Genomic DNA, 21,749 nt, shown 5'->3' with positions numbered 1-21,749 from the left:
CTGCGGAGTGATCCGCAGCGGGCTTTTTCATGCCTTACACAAACAGCTTCAGCACATTGCCCATCGCATCATCGGCAAAGCCCTGCACGAAGTCCTTGAACCCCGGCAGCGCCTCGGGCCCACCGCTGGCCGGCTCGGCAATGATCGTCCAGGTCGCCCGCGACTTGCCCGCGCCCAACGATTCCACATTCATCGCCGCCCACAGATTGGCCACGCCCAGCGTGTTGTAGATCGTGGTCCAGGTCATGCTCAGCGCCTGGTCGTCCCGGGAATTGAGTTGCTCGACCACGACGTTGCCATCCTTGAAGAACTTCTTGCGCAGCGAAGACACGCCTTCGCCGGTCATTTCGATGTGCGACAGGGCCGGAATGAAACGGTCGAAGCCGTCGAATTTGCCCACCACTGCCCACACCTGTTTGGCGTCCACCGGCACTTCCACCGAAGACACGACGTGACAGCCGTGAGGGTTTTTGATCAGGGTGTCGGGTTGCAGATTGCTCATGGTGTTGCTCCTTGGTGGTTGACTCAGATGAAGTTGATTTCTTTCAGGTAGTCGCAGCCTCGACGCAGCAGCGCCGGGGATTTTTCCGGGTAGTGCGCGCCCATCTGCTGCACGCCGGCCTGGGCGTTGGCATGGCCGATCAGGGAGATGTCGCCGATGTCTTCCTCGAAGCCGTTGAGGTAGAAACCGAGCACGCCGAACAGCGCGTTATCCGCATCGACCCGGCCCAGTTGCTGCTGCCAGTCGGCGACGCTGACCAGCGCAAACTCGCTGCCGGTTTCGCGGAACGACGCGACGTAGGCATCCCAGCTCAGAGGCTCCGGGTTATGCAGGTTGAACACCGCCCGTTCGGGCGAATAACGGCTGGCGTGGAAGGCGATGAAGCGGGCGAGGAAGTCCACCGGCATCAGGTCGAAATTCAGCGCGAAGGCCGGCACCTGACCGAGCTGGATCGAGCCCTTGAGCATCAGCATCAAACGGTTCTTGTGTGGCTGGCAGACGCCGCTGAGGCTGTTGAAACTGATGTTGCCGGGCCGATACAGATTGACCCGTACCCCACGCTCCCGGGCCCGTTCGAGGATGCGCTCACCGACCCATTTCGACAGGTTGTAGCCGTTGCGGATGTAGATCGGCGGCGTCGGTGCGGCGGGCAATTCCAGCACCCGGCCCGCGTCGTCGACGGTGCTGGAGGCCGACAGCGTCGAGACGAAGTTGAACACCTTCTTGCTGCGCCCTTCGCACAGCCGCAGCAGGTCGAAAATCGGCTCGACGTTGTCCGCCGCCAGCGACTCGTAATCGAGCACGTGATTGACGTTGGCGGCGTTGTGCACCAGCGCGCCGAATTCGCGATCCAGTCGCTCGAAATCCTCATCGGCCAGGCCCAGTTGCGGCCGGGTGATGTCCGCCGAATAGACCCGCACCCGACTCAGGTCCAGATGCTCCAGCCGGTTCTCTCGCAGCGCTTGGGCAAAGCGTTGCGCTGCGGTTTGCCCGCCGCCTTCGCGCACCAGGCACGCCACCTCGCTGGCGCCCCACCCCAGCAGCGCCTCGACGATGTGCACACCGACAAAACTGTTGGCGCCGGTGACGATCACCTTGTGCACATCGCCCATGCGGCTGATCGGCAGCGGCTCGATATCCAGCGGTCGCTGCGCGTCGGCCATCGCCTGGGCGCTGAGCACCGCGCTGTCATCGGTGCCGCGCACCAGCGTGGCGAGCTTGGCGATGGTCGGCAGTTCGATGAAGCGGTTGATCGAAATGCTGCGACCGAATTCCTCCCGCAGACGCAGGAGCATGCGTGACAGCAGAATCGAGTGACCGCCGAGATTGAAGAAGCTTTCGTCGGTGGAAATATCGCTGGTCGGCAGCTCCAGCAACTCGCCCCAGATCTCCAGCAGCAGTGCTTCGTCAGCGTTGGCGGGCAGGCATTTGGGGCCGCTGTCCTGCACGCTGACCGGCAATTCCAGCAAGGCTTTTCGGTCGACTTTGCCGTTGGCGGCGAATGGCATGTTCGGCAGTTCTGTCCATGCCACCGGTTGCATGTAGTCGGGCAAAAACTGCTGCGCGTGAGCTTTCAAAGACTCGCGAGCGGCATCCGATTGCGGCTGGGCGAGGAACGCCAGAATCCGCCGCTGACTGTCGATCACTACGGCGATCTGCCGATACAGCTGACTCTCGCGCAGGCAGCGCTCGATTTCCTCCGGCTCGACCCGGAAACCGCGAATCTTCACCTGATTGTCGCGGCGGCCACACAGCTCGATGCCTTCCTCGCCCCACTTGGCCATGTCGCCGCTGCGGTAGGCGCGCAGATGCTGGCCGTCCGGCAACGCCAGATCCAGATAGCGCTCGGCGGTCTGCTGTGGATTGTTCAAGTAACCCAGGCACACACCGGGGCCGACGATGAACAGCTCGCCCACCGTTTGCTCCGGCACCGGTTGCAGATCGTCATCGAGGATCAGCACCTGACTGTTGGCAATCGGCCCGCCGAGGGTGCGATTGCTGTCGCCTGGTCGCAGTTGCCGCGCGGTAATCAGCACCGTGGCTTCGGTGGGGCCGTAGAGGTTGTGCAGCTTGCCCTGGCGGGTCAGTTGCTCGATCACGAACGGCTCGCACACATCGCCGCCGGTCATGATCTGCCCGACGCTCTGCAGTTGCTCCAGCGGCAGGATGCTCAACAACGCCGGCGGCAGGAACGCGTGGGTCAGTTGCCGGCGGCGGATCAGCGCCACCAGCTGCAGCGGATCGCGCCGCTGGTTGTCGTCGGGCACCACCAGTTCCGCGCCCTCTGACAAGGTCGGGAAGATGTCGATCAGCGACGAGTCAAAACTCAGCGACGAGAATTGCAGTACCCGGCTCTCGGCCCGCAACTGCGCGTAATCGGCGTACCACGCGGTGAAGTGCGCGAGGTTCGCCTGACTGAGCAGCACACCCTTCGGATGCCCGGTGGTGCCTGAGGTGTAGAGCGCCATGCACGGCGCATCGAGCTCGAGCGGGTGACGCAGCAACGGTTGCGACAGATCGACATCCGTGCGGTTGATGCGGCAGACGTCCAGACCCGGCATCGAACCGCTCAGTGGATGTTCGCCGTCGTGCAGCAACACCATCGCTCCGGCGTTTTCCAGGATGTACTGCTGGCGCTGAAGCGGATGGCTCGGTTCCAGCGGCAGATACACCGCGCCGCTGCCGAGAATTGCCAGGATCGAAGCAAACAGCGCATCGCATTTCGGCAGGCAAACCCCGACCACCCAGGGTTGCGGTTGTGTCTCCAGCATGGCCAGCAACCGTTGCTGGATCGCCCGGCTGTGATCATGCAACTGGCGGTAGCTGATCGACTGCTCGGCGAGGTGCAGCGCCGGGCGTTCCGCGTGCTCGATCAGGCTCTGTTGCAGCCGCTCGATCACCGGGATCTGCGCCTGTTGCAGCAAGGCCGGATCGGCCGTGGCATTCAGGCGATGGACGTAGGCCAGGCTGTCGAGAAACAGCAGGTTTTCCACCTGTTCGAAGTCCGGCGCACGGGCCGCTGTCGCGTGCTGGAAATACTCGGCGTCGCGGGAGAAACGGCTGACCAGCAGCGCCACTTCGTCCACCACCTGCGCCAGTGTTCGCTGGCGCAGGGCCTGACCGTTGCCGGAAGGCTCGTCGGCGATCGGCACGCGACTCAGCAGCGCCGTGTTGCACAGGCACAGCAGATCGAGCACCGGCAGTCCGCCGATGCCCGTTGCACCAATGCCCAGGCGCAAGTTCAACTGCGGTGTGGTGCCGTAATCCTGCGGCGCAAGACGGCCGTCATCGATCACCAGATCCACCGACGGAGCAATCTCCGTCAGCAATGAATGACCGTGTTGTTCGAGCTCCTGCGCCAGGTCGGTCAAGGCCTGGCTGTGGCCCCTCAGCAAAATGTCGAGACGTCTCATGTCAGCCTCCTTGTCAAACCAGGTAGTCGCGCAGGGCGTGCTGCACGCACGGTGTGTCGAGCAGTGAGCTGTTCTGGAAAAACCGCACAATGTTGCCCACCAGCGGGTGGTGGCGATTGATCGGGAAGGCCAGCCCGGCCATCTCGTCTTTCAGTGCGCGGCGGGTTGCCTCGTTGACCGGCAGGGCGTCGATCAGGCGCAGGTCGAAGGACTTCTGGATGTCGTTGGTCAGGTAATGGCCGATGAACACCGGCAGGATCTGCGCAATGCATTCGCGGTCCGCATCGCTCGCGGTGTGCCAGTAGATGCGCACCATCCGCGCCCAGAAACTCGAGTGCCGGCCCTCGTCGAGCAAGTGGTCGGCCATCAGGCCCTTGATCGATGGCTTGACCGTGTCGTCCCGGGCGAACGCCGCGACATCGCCGGTCACGGTGTTTTCGGCGATGGCCACGCAGATCAGCTCCACGGCGCTGCGCAAGTGTTGCGGGGCCAGTTCGACGGCGGCTGGAATTGCCCGGCTCAGTTCGATTTCATTCGGCAGTTCGATCGGCTCGATGCCGGTCATGGCCACGGTCTGCTGCATGAAGTCCATCGCCACCAGCGCGTGATAATCCTCGTCCACGACGACGGTCATGGCGTCGTAGCGACAGGCGAACGGGAAGGCCACGGCGAAGCGGTTCTTGGCGATGCTGCGGGCGGTCTTGTCGACGATTTCGGTTTCGAAAATCACCACGTCGTTGATGAATTTGTACAGCGTCTGCACCAGGGCGAAATCACGCTGCTCCGGGCATTCGCGCAGGAAGGTTTCGCTGAGCACCAACGGCTGGCGGCTGAGCGGATAAATCAGCCGCGCATCGTCCTCCAGCACGCGGCGCGGCCGGGTGCGGATGGTCGCGCGGCTTTCCCAGGCGTCGGCGAAAGACTGGTAGTCGGCGGCGTTCATCGGGCCACCTCCGCCAGCGGTTCGCGCATGCTCAGGCGCAGGCCGTCCCACAGGGCAATACGGCTTTCCACGGCGGCGATGGCGCTGGCATAGACCTCGGCTTCGCGCTGCGGATCGCCGTCCACCAGTCGATCCAACAGTTGCTCTGCCGCCGGGCCGTGGTCTTCGGAGTCGACTTCGATGTGTCGCTCCAGGTAGTAACGGAAGGTCGGCGCCTGTTCGACGCCGATGCCCCAGGCATCGAGCATGCGCTGGAACATGGTCGGGATCACGCTCTCGCGGCCGTGCAGGAATGCGGCAGCCACGCTGTGCCCCGGCGCATGCAGTGCGGTGTGCAACGTGTCACGGACGAACCGCGCAGCGGCCGGATCGACCTCGACGCTTTGCAGGGCGACGTCGTAACTCACGCCCTCCTGCTGCAGCGTCACGAAGCGCTCCACCGCCGTCGTGTCCGCACCGACTTCGCGCATGGCATCGAGGTACAGTTCGAAGTGACTGTAATGCCCGTGTGACAGCCGATCGTCAGATTCTTCCCCGAGCACGATTTCGTTGATCAGTCTTGCTGCGTGCGGGTCGCGCGGTGGCAACCACGGCAGACGGGTGCAAGTCAGTTCCTGCTGCAGGCGCTTGGTCAGCGACATGAAGTCCCAGACGGCAAAAACATGGGACTCCATGAACCGGCGCAATGTCGCCAATGAATCGATTTCGGAGAAGATCGGGTGAGCGCTGAGTTGGGCTTTCTTTAGTGTAAGTTGCTCTTTGGTTGGCATGGTTGCGAGACTCTGGCTAATAGGGAATAAGGACTGCTCAGTTAATCGCTAACAACGTTGAACACGTTTCTCCAGGCGAACGACAGCCTCATTCGGTTTCGATGAAAACAGGCAATGTCTGAAGGGCCCGGTACAGCAGCGGATGGACAAACCGCCGATATCCAGGCCGTGGCGCAAGGTTGTGCCGGGTTGGTGATTTCGGATCCAAACTCGGCGAAGAAAAACTAATACATCGCAAAACAACTTAACAAGTTTATTTTTAATTATTTTTAGTTGGCTGTTTTTGAAGTGTGAGTGGGCCTGATAAAACTTATAAGTTAAGTTTTATTTGGACGTAGTTACTCCTTTCGGCGGTTTATGGCCAAAATTGAACGGCAAGAGTGAATGCCTCACTCGAAGTAACTTTTAAATTAAGTAATTGAATTGATATGAGGGGATGAAGTCGGGCTGTAACGGCGCCGTTTCTTCCTGTTCCCGTGACAAGGCTCCTTCCGTAGGTTCCTGGTGCGGGGACTGCTGCCGGGGCGGCGCGTCCCCGTTCTATATTGGGTTGGCGATTCAAGGGTGCGCGTAAATCGGCGCCGCGGCTATCGTCGAAAATGACTTCCTTGCGGTGCAAATTCCGGGCTGTTCAAAGCAGAAGGGAGGTTAGAGCGCAGGCGTCGATGTGCCACGGCAAATGACCGTGACCGGTGGGGGGGATTTGTAAGCGGGTTATTCGCCGGGTGAGTGGAGGCTCACCCGGGAGGGAGGAGTCAGTGCGCCACTTTGCGGCTTTGGCCGGCGGAGCTGGCCAGGTAACGGGTGATGACCTCGACACCGCGGTTGAGGTGCTGCTCCAGCAGTGTCACGGCATGCGCGGTGTCACGCGCCTTCACGGCCTGCAACAACGCACGGTGGTCGTCCTGGGAGAGCTTGCCCAGGCCCATCGCTTCGAGATTGAAGCGCAGAAAGCGTTCTTCTTCATTCAAGCCGTCCTCCACCAGTCGCAACAGCCGGCCATTGGGCGCCTTGCAGTAGAGCGCCATGTGAAACAGACGGTTGAGCCGACCGATTTCGGTGTAGTCGTGTTCGATTTCCAGCTCTTCGATGTAGCTGGCCGCGCGTTCGTGATCGGCAGGGGTCAGCAGCGGGATCGACTGGCGCAGCGCTTCGGATTCCAGCAGGATGCGCAGCTCGTAGGTTTCGGTTGCATCGCCCTGGATCAGCGGCGCCACCACGGCGCCCTTGTGGGCAATGACATTCAGCAGGCCCTGGGCCTCGAGTTGGCGCAAGGCTTCGCGCACCGGCATGCGGCTGACACCGAACAGGTCGGCCAGATCCTGCTGCCGCACGGCGGTGCCGCAGGGCAGGCGGCCGTCGAGAATCGCGGCGCGCAAGGTTTCCTCGATGACCGAGCGCGCCAGGTGGGCGGGAATCGGGCCGTCGACTTTGATGCTGTGGAGTGGCTTGGGCTTCTGGGTCACAACTGCACACCCTATGACTGCGGTATTTGGATCCAAAGGACACTAGTGATTGCTCTACAGGTTGTCAAACCGTGTAGAAGAACCCTGTCACATCTGAAGTTTAGCGCGCCAGCGATGATCTCAGGGTGCCATTGTTTTTTGCTGGGCTAACCTTCACCATCAAGCGCTTTCCTCTCTACCCTGGATGCCTTGCATTGGCGGTACGTTTCGCGATCCCACGGATTGCGCGCTGGCTTGTCGGCGCGCTGCTGCTGGCCGGCATCATGCTGGGCGGCCTGCATGCCGATTGGGATTTTTCCGCGATCAGCCGCAAGGCCACGGCGTTGTACGGCCCGCTGGGTGCCGGGCAACAGCGGATCGATGCCTGGCAGAATCTGCTGGCCACGCAGAAGCAGGTCAGCGAGATGGAAAAGCTCAAAGTGGTGAACCTGTTTTTCAACAAACAGATGCGCTACGTCGAAGACATCGATCTGTGGCACGAGGTCGACTATTGGGAAACCCCGATCGAAGCCTTGTGGAAAGGCGCCGGCGACTGCGAAGACTACGCGATCGCCAAGTATTTCAGCCTGCGCCACCTCGGTGTGGCCAGTGACAAGTTGCGCATCACCTACGTCAAGGCCCTGCGCCAGAATCGCGCGCACATGGTCCTGACTTACTATTCCAGCCCTGACGCCATGCCGCTGGTGCTCGACAGCCTGATCGACCCGATCAAGCCGGCCGCCGAGCGAACCGATTTGCTGCCGGTCTACTCTTTCAATGCCGAAGGGTTGTACCTGCCGGGCGCCAAGGGCAACAAGAAGGTCGGTGACACCAAACGCCTGTCACGCTGGCAGGATGTGTTGAAGAAAATGCAGGCCGAAGGATTCCCGGTCGAGACGACTAACTAGGAGCACGCGCTCAGATGTCTTTGTTCAAACAGCTGTTGATCGCTATCTGTCTGTTCCTGGTGGTCGCCTTCACCGGCAGCTTCATGGTCAGTCTGGAGAGCTCGCGCACCCAGTACGTCAACCAGTTGCGCTCCCACGCCCAGGATGCGGCCACGGCGCTGGCGCTGTCGTTGACGCCGAACATCGATGACCCGGCAATGGTCGAGCTGCTGGTCAGCTCGATCTTCGACAGCGGTTATTACTCAAGCATCCGCGTGGTCGATTTGAAGACTGACCAGACCATTGTCGAGCGCAACGGCATTCCTGCGGTCACCAACGTGCCGGACTGGTTCGTCAGACTGATCGGTCTGGAACCGGCCGGTGGCGATGCGCTGGTCAGCCGTGGCTGGGAGCAGGCCGCGCGGGTCGAGGTGGTCAGCCACCCGATGTTCGCCCTGGCCAAGCTCTGGCAGAGCGCATTGGGCAGCCTGGGCTGGCTGCTGATCTGCGGTGCGGTGAGCGCAGTGCTGGGCGCGCTGTTGCTGCGTCGGCAATTGAAACCGCTGGATTACATGGTCAAGCAATCCCACGCCATCGCCCGCCGCGAATTCCTCAGCCTGCCGGACCTGCCGCGCACGCCTGAATTGCGCCGCGTGGTGCTGGCGATGAACCAGATGGTCGAGAAGCTCAAGGCGCTGTTCCAGGAGCAGGCCGAGCGCAGTGAAAAACTGCGCACCGAGTCTTATCAGGACAACCTTACGGGGCTGGCCAACCGGCGTTATTTCGAGATGCAGCTGAATGCGCGGGTGAGCAACCCGGAGCAGGCCAGCAGTGGTTACCTGCTGCTGCTGCGAGTCAAGGATCTGGCCGGATTGAACCAGCGTCTTGGCGGTCAACGCACCGATGAGTTGTTGAAAGCGGTCGGCGAGCAACTGTCCCGCGAGTGCGCCCGATACCCGGAAACCCAGAACCTCGTCACCCGCATTCGCGGCGGTGAATTCGCCGTGCTGGCGCCGGGGCTGACCCGTGAAGAAGCGCTGCAACTGGCACAGAGTCTCGACAGTGCGTTGAGCAGCCTGCATGCGACAGGCGCTACAGACGTGGCAGCCGTGGCTTCTATCGGTCTGGCGCCGTTCGCTCACGGCGACTCACCGCAAGCGGTTCTCAGCCTCGGCGATCAGGCGCTGGCCCAGGCCGAAGGGCAGGGCGAGCAGAACTGGGCGTGCCTCGATCAGAGCCTGGTGGCGGACGTCGGTGATGATCACCACGCCTGGCACCGCTTGCTCGATCAGGCCTTGAACCAGCGGCGTTTCGAGCTGTTTTTCCAGCCAGTGGTGGCGGCGCAGGACACGCAACTGGTGCTGCATTACAAAGTGCTGTCGCGTTTGCTCGACGAGCAGGGTCAGACCATTCCCGCCGGACGCTTCCTGCCGTGGCTGGAGCGCTTCGGCTGGACCGCGCGGCTGGACCGGTTGATGCTTGAGCAGGTGCTGGAACAAATGGCCGGCCATGAACAATCCCTGGCGCTGAACCTGTCCTCGGCGACCCTGGCCGATCCGCAGGCGTTGAACAAAGTGTTCGAGATTCTGCGGGCGCATTCCAACCTCGGTGCGCGCCTGACCCTGGAAATCGGCGAGGAACAATTGCCGGAGCAAGCGGTGCTGGAGCAGTTGACCCGGCGTTTGCGCGAACTCGGTTTCTCCCTCAGCCTGCAGCGCTTCGGCGGGCGGTTCAGCATGATCGGCAACCTGGCCCGGCTGGGGCTGGCGTACCTGAAGATCGACGGCAGCTACATCCGGGCGATCGATCAGGAAAGCGACAAGCGTCTGTTCATCGAAGCGATCCAGCGTGCGGCGCACAGCATCGATCTGCCGTTGATTGCCGAGCGGGTCGAGACACAAGGGGAATTGTCGGTGATTCGCGAGATGGGGTTGTATGGGGTTCAGGGGCAGCTGTTCGGTGAGCCCAAGCCCTGGAAATAATGCAGCGCCAAACTGATCGTTCCCATGCTCCGCGTGGGAACGATCGACTGTAGGCAGATCAGATCAAGCCGCCCTCATCCTCATCGATCAACTGGCTCAACCCGCCCAGCGCTTCCCGCGCCTGGGTCCGGTCCATCAGCTTGGCCTGGGCCGCCGGTGGCAGGTCGGTGACGCGGATCACGCCTTTCTGGGTCAGGACCTGAATCAGGTCGTCGAGTACCCGGATCATTTCCAGGTCGCTCTGCTTGAGCTGTTTGAGGCTGTTCTCCACGGCCTCGTTGGCGTACCAGGCCTGGATTTCGTGGTGGTCGGCCGGCAGCGTTTCCGTGGCCTCGGCGTAGGCCGCAGCTTCCACGCGAATCAACTGACCCTGCGCATCGCGTTGCACGTAAAACATTGAGCATCCCTCGGAAATGGACCAGCGTCATGCTGTCAGCAGCATAGCCAACTGCGCGCGAGTATGCGGTGCGCCGACGAAATCGTCACCGGTTCAAGCGCCGAAAACGCGACGGCCGCCCCATGTGGGGCGGCCGTTGTTCACGCATCAGCTGTTGTTGTGGTCGACCTTGATGGTCGGATCACTGCCGGCAATCAGGTTGTGAATGTTGGCCGTGGACCAGTTGTTGCCTTCCAGTTTGATCGTCACGTCCGGTGTGGCGGCTGCGGCATCGCCCGAGTTGAACTTGCCGCCGGAGCTGACTTGCAGCGACGACACGCCGTCGACCGTGGTGATCTTCAGGAAGTTGTCGATGGTGCTGCCGGTCTCGCCCTGCAACAGGTCACGCAGGTCGATGCGGTCGCCTTCGCTGGCCTTGAAGTCCTTGATCACGTCGTTGCCGGTGTCGCCCGCCTTCCAGACGAAGGTGTCCGCACCGGAACCACCGATCAGGATGTCGTTGCCCTGACCACCGATCAGTGTGTCGTTACCGGTGCCGCCGAGCAGGATGTCATTGCCCTTGCCGCCGTCGAGCAGGTCGTTGCCGCCCGAGCCGAACAGGATGTCATTGCCCGCGCCGCCCAGCAGTGTGTCGTTGCCGTCGTGGTCACCGGACACATCGAACGCCTGGTAGTGCTCGGTGATGTACTGGTGCACGTTGCTGGTGGTGACTTTGCTGACGTCGACCCCGGTTTCCTTGGCCACGAACGCCTGCATCGCCTGATAACCCTCGCCGGCAATGCCGTTGAAGCTCACCAGGTCGCCGAACAGGATGTCGTTGCCGTCGCCACCACTGACCGTGTCGTTGCCCGGCATCGTCGCTTCGGTGTGACCGATGATCGAGTTGGCCAGGTCCTTCGGATCGATGTTGGTCTGTGGCGTCTTGTCCGAATCGTACGGTTTCAGGTCGTTGAGGCTGACACCGTTGTTGAGGCCGATCGCTTCGACGTTCGACAGACCGCTCAGCAGCGCGAAGCCGGCGGCGGAGTTGTCGGTGGTGCTCGACGAGGTGCTGCTGCCGCTACCGGCCAGGCTCGAGATCTCGTAGGTGCCATCACCCTGGGCGTGGATGGTGCCCAGGCTGTTCCAGTTCCAGTAGCCGTTCTTGTACGTCTGCAACACGACCTCGCCGGAGGTGTTGATGCTCAGGTAGTGGGTGCTGTCGATGTAGGTGGCGAAGCTGTTGCCCAGCTTGTAGTTGCTGGTTTTCACCACATCATCGAGCTTCACGTTGCCGTACAGCGTCGGGTTGGTCTGCTCGTTGCTTTGGTAGTAGGTCGGCTGGCCGTCGGTGATGAAGTACGTGAGGTTCTTCGCCCCGGTGTTGGCCAGCGCTTCGGCGCTCTGGAAGAAGTTCGCCGTGGCCTTGAACACGTCCTCGTAGTTGGTGCCGCCGCCGGACGACATCGAGTCCAGCACGGCCTTGAGCAAGGTCAGTGCGTTCGGGTCGTTGAGGTTCACCGACACCGACTTGTTGACCTGGGTGTCGAAGTCCACCAGGAAGATGTTTACCGTTCCCGAGTTGCTGCCGCCCAGGCTCTGCTTGAGGGTGTTGAACACCGATGTCAGCGAGTCCTTGGCCGCATTGATCGACGAGGCGCTCATACTGCCCGAGCTGTCGACCATGAACGCGATGTTGTAGTTGGTGCCCGGCACCACGGTCAGGCCGCCGATGTCGGCAACCATGATGTCGTTGCCGTCGGTGCCGACGAAGTTGTCGTCACCCGAAGTGGCGACCGCCGCGTTATACACCGCCGGGACCACGGTGACCGGGATGGTCGCGGTGGTGCTGGCCGAACCGCCGACCTGTTCGGTGGAGGTCGAGGTCACGGTCAGGTTGAACTGGCCGTTGTAGTAGGTCGGCGGGGTCACGGTCAGGGTGCCGAGGTTCCAGCCGGTGACGTTGGCGTCGCCGCTGGTGGCGGTCACGGTGAAGCTGTGGCCTGCGCCGTCGCTGAGCACCGAACCGACCGGTGCGCCGCTGATCTTGATGCTCAGGGTTTCCGAACCGTCGGTATCGGTCAGCGCGGTGCTGATCGACGACAGTTTCACGGTGGTGCCTTCGGCGCCGGTGTTGAGTTTGTAGCCGTCGTAATAGCCTTCGCCGTTGCTGCCGTGCAGATCGGAGACTGTCACGCCGGCATTCACCAGATCCTGCACGCCGGTGTAGATCGGCACGCCGGCACTGCTCAGGTCGATCGGCGTGCTGCCGTTGACCGACAGGTTGACGTCGTAGCTGCCCGGGCCGCTCTGGTTGTGGTGGTAGATGTCCAGGGTGTAGTAGCCGCTGGTGGTCGGGGTGAACGAACCGTTGAGGTTGCCGCCCGCGCCCCACGTCGTGGACGCCACGCTCTTGCCGCCGATGGTCACCAGCAGGCTGTCGTCTCCGGTGCCGCTGAAAGTGTAGGTCTTGCCGGCTTCCAGATAGATCAGGCCCGAAGTCTTCGACGCAGTACCGGCGGTCACACTGCCGTCGGACTGCACGTTGTTCACGGTACCGCTGGTGTTCGGCTTGCCGGCACCGTCGATCACGTTTTTCAGGGTGGTCGAGTTGGCGCCGCTGCCGTCGGTGCCCAGGCCCGACAGACCGGTCCAGACTTCCTTGATCAGCCCGGTGGACTTCACGCTGTTGTCGGCCACCGACAGGGTCGGTGCATCCGCCACCGGGGTGATGTCGATCTTCACGGTGCTGGTGTTGCCCAGCAACTGGCCGTCGGTTGGCTGGAATTTGATCTGCGCGTAGTCGGCCTGGTTGTTGCCAACGCCAGTGCCACCGTACCCGTTCACACCCGACTCGTTGGCATCCGGCAGGAAGCGCAGCTTGCCGGCGTCGATGTCAGCCTTGCTGAAGGTCTGGTTGTTAGCGACGTCTTTCCAGGTCGAACCGTCCAGGTACTGCAGTTTGCCTTCGCCCGGCAGTTGGGTGATTTTCACGCCCAGGCTGCTGGCCGGGCTGTCGACATCGCTGACGCCGAAGGTCGACCAGCCGAGGATCAGCGGGGTGTCTTCGGTGCCGGTGACGTTGACCGGTGCAGCGACCGGCGCGTCGTTGACCGCCACCACGTTGACCGTGGTGGTCGCGGTGTTGGAGTAGTTGCCGCCATCGGTCACGGTCACGGTGATGATCCGTGGCACGGTGCTCGGGTCTTCACTGCTGTTGGTGAAGCTGATGTTCTTGATCGCCTGCATGTAGTCGGCCAGCGTCGCGTTACCCGACAGGGTCAGGGTGACGGTGCCGTTGGTGCTGTTGGCATTGATGGTGATGCCGTTGACGCTGTTGCCCAGGTTCAGCGCATCGCCGTCCTGACGGTTGGTCAGCACGACGGTGGCGCCGGTCAGCATGGTGCTGTCCGGGTCGGTGATCTTGATATCGGTGTCGGCAATCGACACACCTGCGCCCGGGGTGTTCTCGGTGAAGGTCACCTTGTAGTCGGCACCCGTTGCGCCGCTGGAGTTGTTGGCGTCGAGGTCGATGACCGGCGGTGCATCGTTGTCGATGATCGAGGTGCTGACGCTGCCATTGGTGCTGCTGACCGCCAGGTTTTCGAAGTTGCCACCGGTGGCCGAATCGATCTTGACTACGAAGTTTTCGGTGCCTTCGGTGATCTTGTCGTCGATGGTCGCAACGTTGAACTGCGCGCTGCTGGCACCGGCCGGGATCTTCACGGTGTACACGCCGGTGAAGTCCGAACCGTCGGCGGCGGTGCCGCTGTAGACGATTTTCAGGGTGACTTCGGTCTGCGCCGGGTTGGTCAGGCTGACGGTGTAGGTTGCGGTCTGGCCTTCGGTCACCGAGGTGCTGCCGGTGATGCTGACGGTGGTGGTGTCGACGGTATCGGTGACGCTGGTCACCGCTGGTGTGTTGCTGGTCACCAGGTTCTCGAAATTGCCGCCCGTGGCGTTGGTAATCGTGGCCTGAACATTGCCGGCGTCTTTGTAGACGTCATCGGCTGGCGCAGGAACGGTCACGGTGCCGGTGGTTTTTCCGGCTTCGATGGTGATCACCGAACCGTTGCTCAGGGTCACGGTCACTGGCGAGCCAGCGGCGTTGGTCAGGGTTGCGGTGTAGGTGATCGAGCCGCCTTCGGCCACGGTGCTGGTCGCGCTGAGTGACAGGTTGGTGGTGTCGACGGTGTCGGTCACGGTGGTGCTGACCGGCGTCTTGTCGGCCACCAGGTTTTCGTAGTTGCCGCCAGAAACGTTGGTGATCGAGTTGGTCAGCGGTGTGTGACCGGTCAACGCGTCGTTTGGCGCGGTGGTGGTCACGGTGCCGCTGGTTTTGCCCACTTCGATGGTGATCGACTGACCGTTGGCCAGGGTCACGGTTACCGGCGAGCCCGTCACCGGCGCACCCACGGTGGCGGTGTAGGTGACGTTGCCACCTTCGGCTGCCGTCGTGGTCGCGGTCAGCTTCACGGTGGTGGTGTCGATGGTGTCGGTGACGCTGGTCACCGCTGGCGTGGTGCTGGTCACCAGGTTTTCGAAGTTACCGCCGGTGGCGTTAGTGATCGTGGCCTGAACATTGCCGGCGTCTTTGTAGACGTCATCGGCTGGCGCGGGAACGGTCACGGTGCCGGTAGTTTTGCCAGCTTCGATGGTGATGACGGAGCCGTTGCTCAGCGTCACGGTCACCGGGGTGCCGGCAGGATTGGTCAGGGTAGCGGTGTAGATGATCGAACCGCCCTCGGCCACGGTGCCGGTCGCGCTGAGGGTCAGGTTGGTGGTGTCGACGGTGTCGGTGACGGTAGTCGAAACCGGGGTTTTATCAGCAACCAGATTTTCGTAGTTACCGCCGCTCACACCAGTGATTGCGTTGGTCAGTGGCGCATGACCGGTCAACACGTCGTTCGGCGCGGTGGTGGTGACGGTGCCGGTGGTTTTACCCACTTCGATGGTGATCGACTGACCGTTGGCCAGGGTCACGGTCACTGGCGAGCCAGTTACAGGCGCGCCGACGGTGGCGGTGTAAACAACGTTGCCACCTTCGGCCGCTGTCGCGGACGCGGTCAGCTTCACGGTAGTGGTGTCGATGGTGTCGGTGACGCTGGTCACCGCTGGTGTGGTGCTGGTCACCAGGTTTTCGAAGTTACCGCCGGTGGCGTTAGTGATCGTGGCCTGCACGTTGCCGGCGTCTTTGTAGACGTCATCGGCTGGCGCAGGAACGGTCACGGTGCCGGTGGTTTTTCCGGCTTCGATGGTGATCACCGAACCGTTGCTCAGGGTCACGGTCACTGGCGAGCCAGCGGCGTTGGTCAGGGTTGCGGTGTAGGTGATCGAGCCGCCTTCGGCCACGGTGCTGGTCGCGCTGAGTGACAGGTTGGTGGTGTCGACGGTGTCGGTCACGGTGGTGCTGACCGGCGTCTTGTCGGCCACCAGATTTTCGTAGTTGCCGCCCGTCACGTTGGTGATCGCGTTGGTCAACGGCGCATGGCCGTTGAGCGCATCGTTTGGCGCGGTGGTGGTCACGGTGCCGGTGGTTTTACCCACTTCGATGGTGATGCTCTGGCCATTCGACAGGTTCACGGTCACTGGCGAGCCAGTCACCGGCGCGCCCACAGTCGCGGTGTAGGTGACAGTGCCGCCTTCAGCCGCCGACTCGGTCGCGGTCAGTTTGACCGAGGTGGTGTCGATGGTGTCAGTGACCTGGGTCACGGCAGGAACAGTGCTTGGTACCAGATTCTCGAAGTTGCCACCGCTGGCGTTGGTAATCGTGGCCTGCACGTTGCCGGCGTCTTTGTAGACGTCATCGGCTGGCGCAGGAACGGTCACGGTGCCGGTGGTTTTTCCGGCTTCGATGGTGATCACCGAACCGTTGCTCAGGGTCACGGTCACTGGCGAGCCAGCGGCGTTGGTCAGGGTTGCGGTGTAGGTGATCGAGCCGCCTTCGGCCACGGTGCTGGTCGCGCTGAGTGACAGGTTGGTGGTGTCGACGGTGTCGGTCACGGTGGTGCTGACCGGCGTCTTGTCGGCCACCAGATTTTCGTAGTTGCCGCCCGTCACGTTGGTGATCGCGTTGGTCAGCGGCGCATGACCGTTCAGCGCATCGTTCGGCGCGGTGGTGGTCACGGTGCCGGTGGTTTTACCCACTTCGATGGTGATCGACTGACCATTGGCCAAGGTCACAGTCACAGGCGACCCGGTCACTGGCGCGCCAACAGTCGCGGTGTAAGTGACGGTGCCACCTTCAGCGGCTGTTTCGGAAGCGGTCAGCTTCACGGTCGTCGTGTCGATGGTGTCGGTGACTTCCGTTACTGCTGGAACAGTGCTCGGAACCAGGTTCTCGAAGTTGCCACCGGTTGCATCCTTGATGGTCACTTCGACTTTACCGGCGTCCTTGTAGACGTCATCGGCAGGTGCTGGAACGGTCACGGTGCCGGTGGTTTTACCGGCTTCGATGGTGATGATTGCGCCGTTCGACAGGGTCACGGTCAGCGGGGTGCCGGCAGGGTTGGTCAAGGTCGCGGTATAGGTGATCGAGCCACCTTCGGCCACGGTGCCCGTCGCGGTCAGCGACAGATTGGTGGTGTCGACGGTGTCGGTCACGGTAGTGCTGACCGGCGTCTTGTCGGCCACCAGACTCTCGTAGTTACCGCCGCTCACACCAGTGATTGCGTTGGTCAGTGGCGCATGACCGTTGAGCGCATCGTTTGGCGCAGTGGTGGTGACGGTGCCGGTGGTCTTGCCCACCTCGATGGTGATCGATTGACCGTTGGACAGCGTCACGGTGACGGGCGAACCGGTTACAGGTGCACCCACGGTCGCGGTGTAGGTGACGGTGCCGCCTTCAGCCGTCGACTCGGTCGCGGTGAGTTTGACCGTGGTGGTGTCGATGGTGTCGGTGACTTCGGTCACGGCCGGAACCGTGCTTGGCACCAGATTCTCGAAGTTGCCACCGGTGGCGGTCGAAATGGTCGTTTCGACTTTGCCGGCGTCCTTGTAGACGTCGTCCTTCGGTGCATCGACGGTCACGGTGCCGGAGGTTTTGCCGGCCTCGATGGTGATCACGGCGCCGTTGCTCAACGTTACGGTCACCGGGGTGCCGGCGGCGTTGGTCAGGGTCGCGGTGTAGGTGATCTGGCCACCTTCGTTGACTTCCGGCGTGGCGCTCAGGGTCAGGTTGGTCGTGTCGACGGTGTCGGTCACGGTGGTGCTGACCGGGGTTTTGTCAGCCACGAGGTTTTCGTAGTTGCCGCCGCTCACACCAGTGATCGAGTTGGTCAGTGGTGCATTGCCGGTCAACGCATCGTTCGGCGCGGTGGTGGTGACGGTGCCGGTGGTTTTGCCGACTTCGATGGTGATCGATTGACCGTTGGCCAGGGTCACGGTCACTGGTGAACCAGTCACCGGAGCGCCGACGGTCGCGGTGTAGGTGACGGTACCGCCTTCGGCAGCGGTTTCGGAAGCAGTCAGCTTCACGGTTGTCGTATCGAGGGTGTCGGTCACTTCGGTAACGGCCGGAACAGTGCTCGGCACCAGGTTTTCGAAGTTGCCACCGGTTGCATCCTTGATGGTGACTTCGACTTTGCCGGCGTCTTTATAGACATCATCGGCTGGCGCCGGAACGGTCACGGTGCCGGTAGTTTTGCCAGCTTCGATGGTGATGACGGAGCCGTTGCTCAACGTCACGGTCACCGGGGTGCCAGCCGGGTTGGTCAGGGTCGCGGTGTAGGTGATCGAGCCACCTTCGGCCACGGTGCCGGTCGCAGTCAGCGTCAGGTCGGTGGTGTCGACGGTGTCGGTCACTTCGGTGACGGCCGGAACAGTGCTTGGCACCAGGTTCTCGAAGTTGCCACCGGTGGCATCCTTGATGGTCACTTCGACTTTGCCGGCGTCTTTGTAAACGTCATCGGCAGGTGCCGGAACGGTCACGGTGCCAGTGGTTTTGCCGGCTTCGATGGTGATGACGGAGCCATTGCTCAGGGTCACGGTCACTGGCGTGCCAGCCGGATGGGTCAGGGTGGCGGTGTAAACGATGGAGCCGCCTTCGGCCACGGAACCTGTCGCGTTGAGGGTCAGGTTGGTGGTGTCGACGGTGTCGGTGACAGTGGTGCTGACCGGGGTTTTGTCGGCCACGAGGTTTTCGTAGTTGCCGCCGCTCACACCGGTGATCGAGTTGGTCAGCGGTGCATGGCCGGCCAGTACGTCATTCGGTGCGGTGGTGGTGACGGTGCCGCTGGTTTTGCCGACTTCGATGGTGATCGACTGACCATTGGCCAGGGTCACAACCACAGGCGAGCCGGTTACCGGGGCGCCCACCGTCGCGGTGTAAGTAACGGTCCCGCCTTCAGCAGCCGATTCGGTCGCGGTCAGTTTGACGGTCGAAGTGTCGATGGTGTCGGTGACCTGGGTCACGGCCGGCACAGTGCTTGGCACCAGGTTTTCGAAGTTGCCGCCGGTTGCGCCGGTAATGGTCGCTTCGACTTTGCCGGCATCCTTGTAGACGTCATCGGCCGGAGCCGGAACGGTCACGGTGCCGGTGGTCTTGCCGGCCTCGATGGTGATGACTGCACCGTTCGACAGGGTCACGGTGACCGGAGTGCCGGCCGGATTGGTCAGGGTCGCGGTGTAGATGATCGAGCCGCCCTCGGCCACGGAATCGGTAGCGCTCAGGGTCAGGTTGGTGGTGTCGACTGTGTCGGTGACGGTGGTCGAAACCGGAGTCTTGTCGGCGACCAGATTTTCGTAGTTGCCGCCGCTCACACCGGTGATCGCGTTGGTCAGCGGTGCGTTGCCGGCCAATGCGTCATTCGGTGCGGTGGTGGTCACCGTGCCGGTGGTTTTGCCGACTTCGATGGTGATCGATTGACCGTTGGCCAGCGTCACGGTGACCGGCGAGCCAGTCACTGGTGCGCCGACGGTGGCGGTATAAGTGACAGTGCCGCCTTCAGTTGCTGACTCAGTCGCGGTGAGTTTCACCGTGGTGGTGTCGACGGTATCGGTCACTTCGGTGACGGCCGGAACGGTGCTTGGCACCAGGTTCTCGAAGTTGCCGCCGGTGGCGTCCTTGATGGTGACTTCGACTTTTCCGGCGTCTTTGTAAACGTCATCAGCAGGCGCCGGGACGGTCACGGTGCCGGTGGTTTTACCGGCTTCGATCGTGATGACGGAGCCATTGCTCAACGTCACGGTCACTGGCGTACCGGCCGGATTGGTCAGGGACGCGGTGTAGGTGATCGAGCCACCTTCGGCCACGGTGCCGGTCGCAGTCAGCGTCAGGTCGGTGGTGTCGACGGTGTCGGTCACGGCGGTGCTGACCGGGGTTTTGTCAGCCACGAGGTTTTCGTAGTTGCCGCCGCTCACGCCGGTGATTGCGTTGGTCAGCGGTGCGTTGCCGGCCAATGCGTCATTCGGTGCGGTGGTGGTCACCGTGCCGGTGGTTTTGCCGACTTCGATGGTGATCGATTGACCGTTGGCCAGCGTCACGGTGACCGGCGAGCCAGTCACTGGTGCGCCGACGGTGGCGGTATAAGTGACAGTGCCGCCTTCAGTTGCTGACTCAGTCGCGGTGAGTTTCACCGTGGTGGTGTCGACGGTATCGGTCACTTCGGTGACGGCCGGAACGGTGCTTGGCACCAGGTTCTCGAAGTTGCCGCCGGTGGCGTCCTTGATGGTGACTTCGACTTTTCCGGCGTCTTTGTAAACGTCATCAGCAGGCGCCGGGACGGTCACGGTGCCGGTGGTTTTACCGGCTTCGATCGTGATGACGGAGCCATTGCTCAACGTCACGGTCACTGGCGTACCGGCCGGATTGGTCAGGGTCGCGGTGTAAACGATCGAACCGCCTTCGGCCACGGAACCGGTGGCGCTCAGCGACAGGTTGGTGGTGTCGATGGAGTCGGTGACGGTGGTGGTCGCTGGTGTCGTGTTCGGCACCAGACTCTCGAAGTTGCCGCCGGTGGCGCCGGTAATCGTGGTGCTGACGGTGCCGCCGTTGTTGTAAACGTCATTCGGTGCGGTCGGCACGTTGACGCTGCCGGTGGTTTGGCCGGCGCCGATGGTGATGGTCGAACCGTTCGACAGGGTGACGGTCACCGGCGTCTGGGCCGGGTTGGTCAGGGTTGCGGTGTAGGTAATCTGGCCACCTTCGACCACAGTGCCGGTGGCGGTAAGGGTCAGGTTGGTGGTGTCAACCGAATCGACAATGTTGGTGACGGCCGGCGTCGGGTTCGGCACCAGGTTTTCGAAGTTGCCGCCGGTGGCGCCGGTGATGGTGGTGGTGACGGTGCTGCCGTTGTTGTAGACGTCATTCGGTGCGGTCGGCACGTTGACGGTGCCGGTGGTCTGGCCGGCGCCAATGGTGATGGTCGAACCGTTGGACAGGGTCACGGTCACCGGCGTCTGTGCCGGGTTGGTCAGCGTGGCGGTGTAGGTGATCTGACCGCCTTCGGTGACGCTGTTGCCCGCCGTCAGGGTGACGGTGGTGGTGTCGATGGTGTCGGTGACCTGGGTCGTGGCCGGGGTGGTCGGCGGGGTCACGGTGATGCCGTTGCCGCCGGTGGTGCCGGTGACCGTCACGTCGATCTGGGTCGGGTCGTTATAAACAGTGTCGTTGGGTGCCAGTGGCACGTTGACGGTGCCGGTGGTGGAACCGGCCGGAATCACGATCACCGCGCCGTTGGACAAGGTGATGGTCAGGTCGGTCAGCGGCGCCTGGGTCAGGGTCGCGGTGTACACCAGCACGCCGCCGGCTTCAGTGATGCTCGGCGTGGCGCTGAGGCTCAGGGTCGATTCGCGCAGGGCGTTGGCGGTGGTATCGGTGGTCTGGCCACCGGTGATGTTCTGCGCGGCCTGGCCGGCAGCGTTGATGCCCGCAGTCGGGAAGCCGATGGTCGGGTCGACACGGCCTGCAGTCGCATCGAGCATCACGAAGCTGTGACCGCCACCGGCGGCGCCGCCAGTCCCTGCGGCGCTCGGGCCGGCAGCGGTGGCTTCAAGGGCGGTGGTCGGGTCGACGCCAGCGGCGATGGCTTGTTGCAGTTCTTCTACCGACGGCGCGGCTTGCGCGGTGGCTTCGGCCAGGTCGGTGCTGGAATCCGGGGTATCAGCGCTCCACTGAGTGTCGCGGCCCAGATCGATCGTGCGGCCATCGGCCAGTTCCAGGGACACGGCGCCGGAAACGCCGGTATCGACCTGATCGCCGGCAAACAGCCGGTCGCCTTCAACGAGTACGCGACGGACGCCCTCTGGGGACACCACGAAAACCTGACCGACAATGCTTTTGACGATGGCAACAACACTGCTCATTGAAGACTCTCCGGGTGTCACGTTCAGTTGACTTCCATAGATCTGATGGCTGTCTGCGCCGATTCAGTCTGGACGTACTTTAAAAAAAGGTGAAACAAACTTGACGCTACTATTCGTCAATATTTTG

Annotated in this window: 9 protein-coding genes; 2 read left to right on the top strand and 7 right to left on the bottom strand. The window is 62.4% G+C overall.

What is annotated here, in order from left to right:
- Positions 1-34: 34 nt before the first annotated feature.
- The 5 genes from ACKJSM_RS16485 to ACKJSM_RS16465 all read right to left on the bottom strand — a co-directional run bounded on the left by ACKJSM_RS16485 (position 35) and on the right by ACKJSM_RS16465 (position 7,094).
- On the bottom strand, positions 35-502 hold the full coding sequence (locus tag ACKJSM_RS16485; protein WP_085748542.1) for an SRPBCC family protein: 468 nt from the start codon (positions 500-502) through the stop codon (positions 35-37).
- A gap of 23 nt (positions 503-525) precedes the next feature.
- Positions 526-3,915, bottom strand: coding sequence for an amino acid adenylation domain-containing protein (locus ACKJSM_RS16480; protein WP_410238288.1), 3,390 nt, complete (start codon positions 3,913-3,915; stop codon positions 526-528).
- Between the two features lie 13 nt (positions 3,916-3,928).
- Positions 3,929-4,858, bottom strand: coding sequence for a diiron oxygenase (locus ACKJSM_RS16475; protein WP_410238287.1), 930 nt, complete (start codon positions 4,856-4,858; stop codon positions 3,929-3,931).
- Positions 4,855-5,628, bottom strand: coding sequence for a DUF3050 domain-containing protein (locus ACKJSM_RS16470; protein ID WP_410238286.1), 774 nt, complete (start codon positions 5,626-5,628; stop codon positions 4,855-4,857). Before ACKJSM_RS16470 ends, ACKJSM_RS16475 begins: the two co-directional genes overlap by 4 nt.
- Positions 5,629-6,383: 755 nt before the next feature.
- Positions 6,384-7,094 (bottom strand): GntR family transcriptional regulator, encoded by a 711-nt coding sequence (locus ACKJSM_RS16465; RefSeq protein WP_236182912.1) that lies wholly within the window; start codon positions 7,092-7,094, stop codon positions 6,384-6,386.
- A 194-nt stretch (positions 7,095-7,288) separates the two neighbouring features.
- Here ACKJSM_RS16465 and lapG point away from each other — a divergent pair, with 194 nt between their 5' ends.
- Positions 7,289-7,981, top strand: a complete 693-nt coding sequence (gene lapG / locus ACKJSM_RS16460) for a cysteine protease LapG (protein ID WP_236182913.1) — start codon at positions 7,289-7,291, stop codon at positions 7,979-7,981.
- A 14-nt stretch (positions 7,982-7,995) separates the two neighbouring features.
- Entirely contained in the window at positions 7,996-9,942 is a 1,947-nt protein-coding gene (lapD, locus tag ACKJSM_RS16455; protein WP_236182914.1) for a cyclic di-GMP receptor LapD, read from the top strand.
- A 58-nt stretch (positions 9,943-10,000) separates the two neighbouring features.
- On the opposite strand, the gene ACKJSM_RS16450 is transcribed toward lapD, so the two are convergent.
- A complete protein-coding gene (locus ACKJSM_RS16450) occupies positions 10,001-10,339 on the bottom strand; it encodes a hypothetical protein (RefSeq protein WP_039773037.1) in 339 nt (112 codons plus the stop codon).
- A gap of 147 nt (positions 10,340-10,486) precedes the next feature.
- Positions 10,487-21,622: a retention module-containing protein gene (locus ACKJSM_RS16445; protein WP_410238285.1), complete on the bottom strand. Its 11,136-nt coding sequence runs from the start codon at positions 21,620-21,622 to the stop codon at positions 10,487-10,489.
- Positions 21,623-21,749: the final 127 nt, after the last annotated feature.

The sequence above is a fragment of the Pseudomonas sp. PHC1 genome (genome assembly GCF_046487845.1).
In the GTDB taxonomy this organism is placed as follows: Bacteria; Pseudomonadota; Gammaproteobacteria; order Pseudomonadales; family Pseudomonadaceae; genus Aquipseudomonas; species Aquipseudomonas sputi.
Note: the sequence above shows the minus strand (reverse complement) of the source record. Positions and strands in the feature narration are given on the sequence as shown.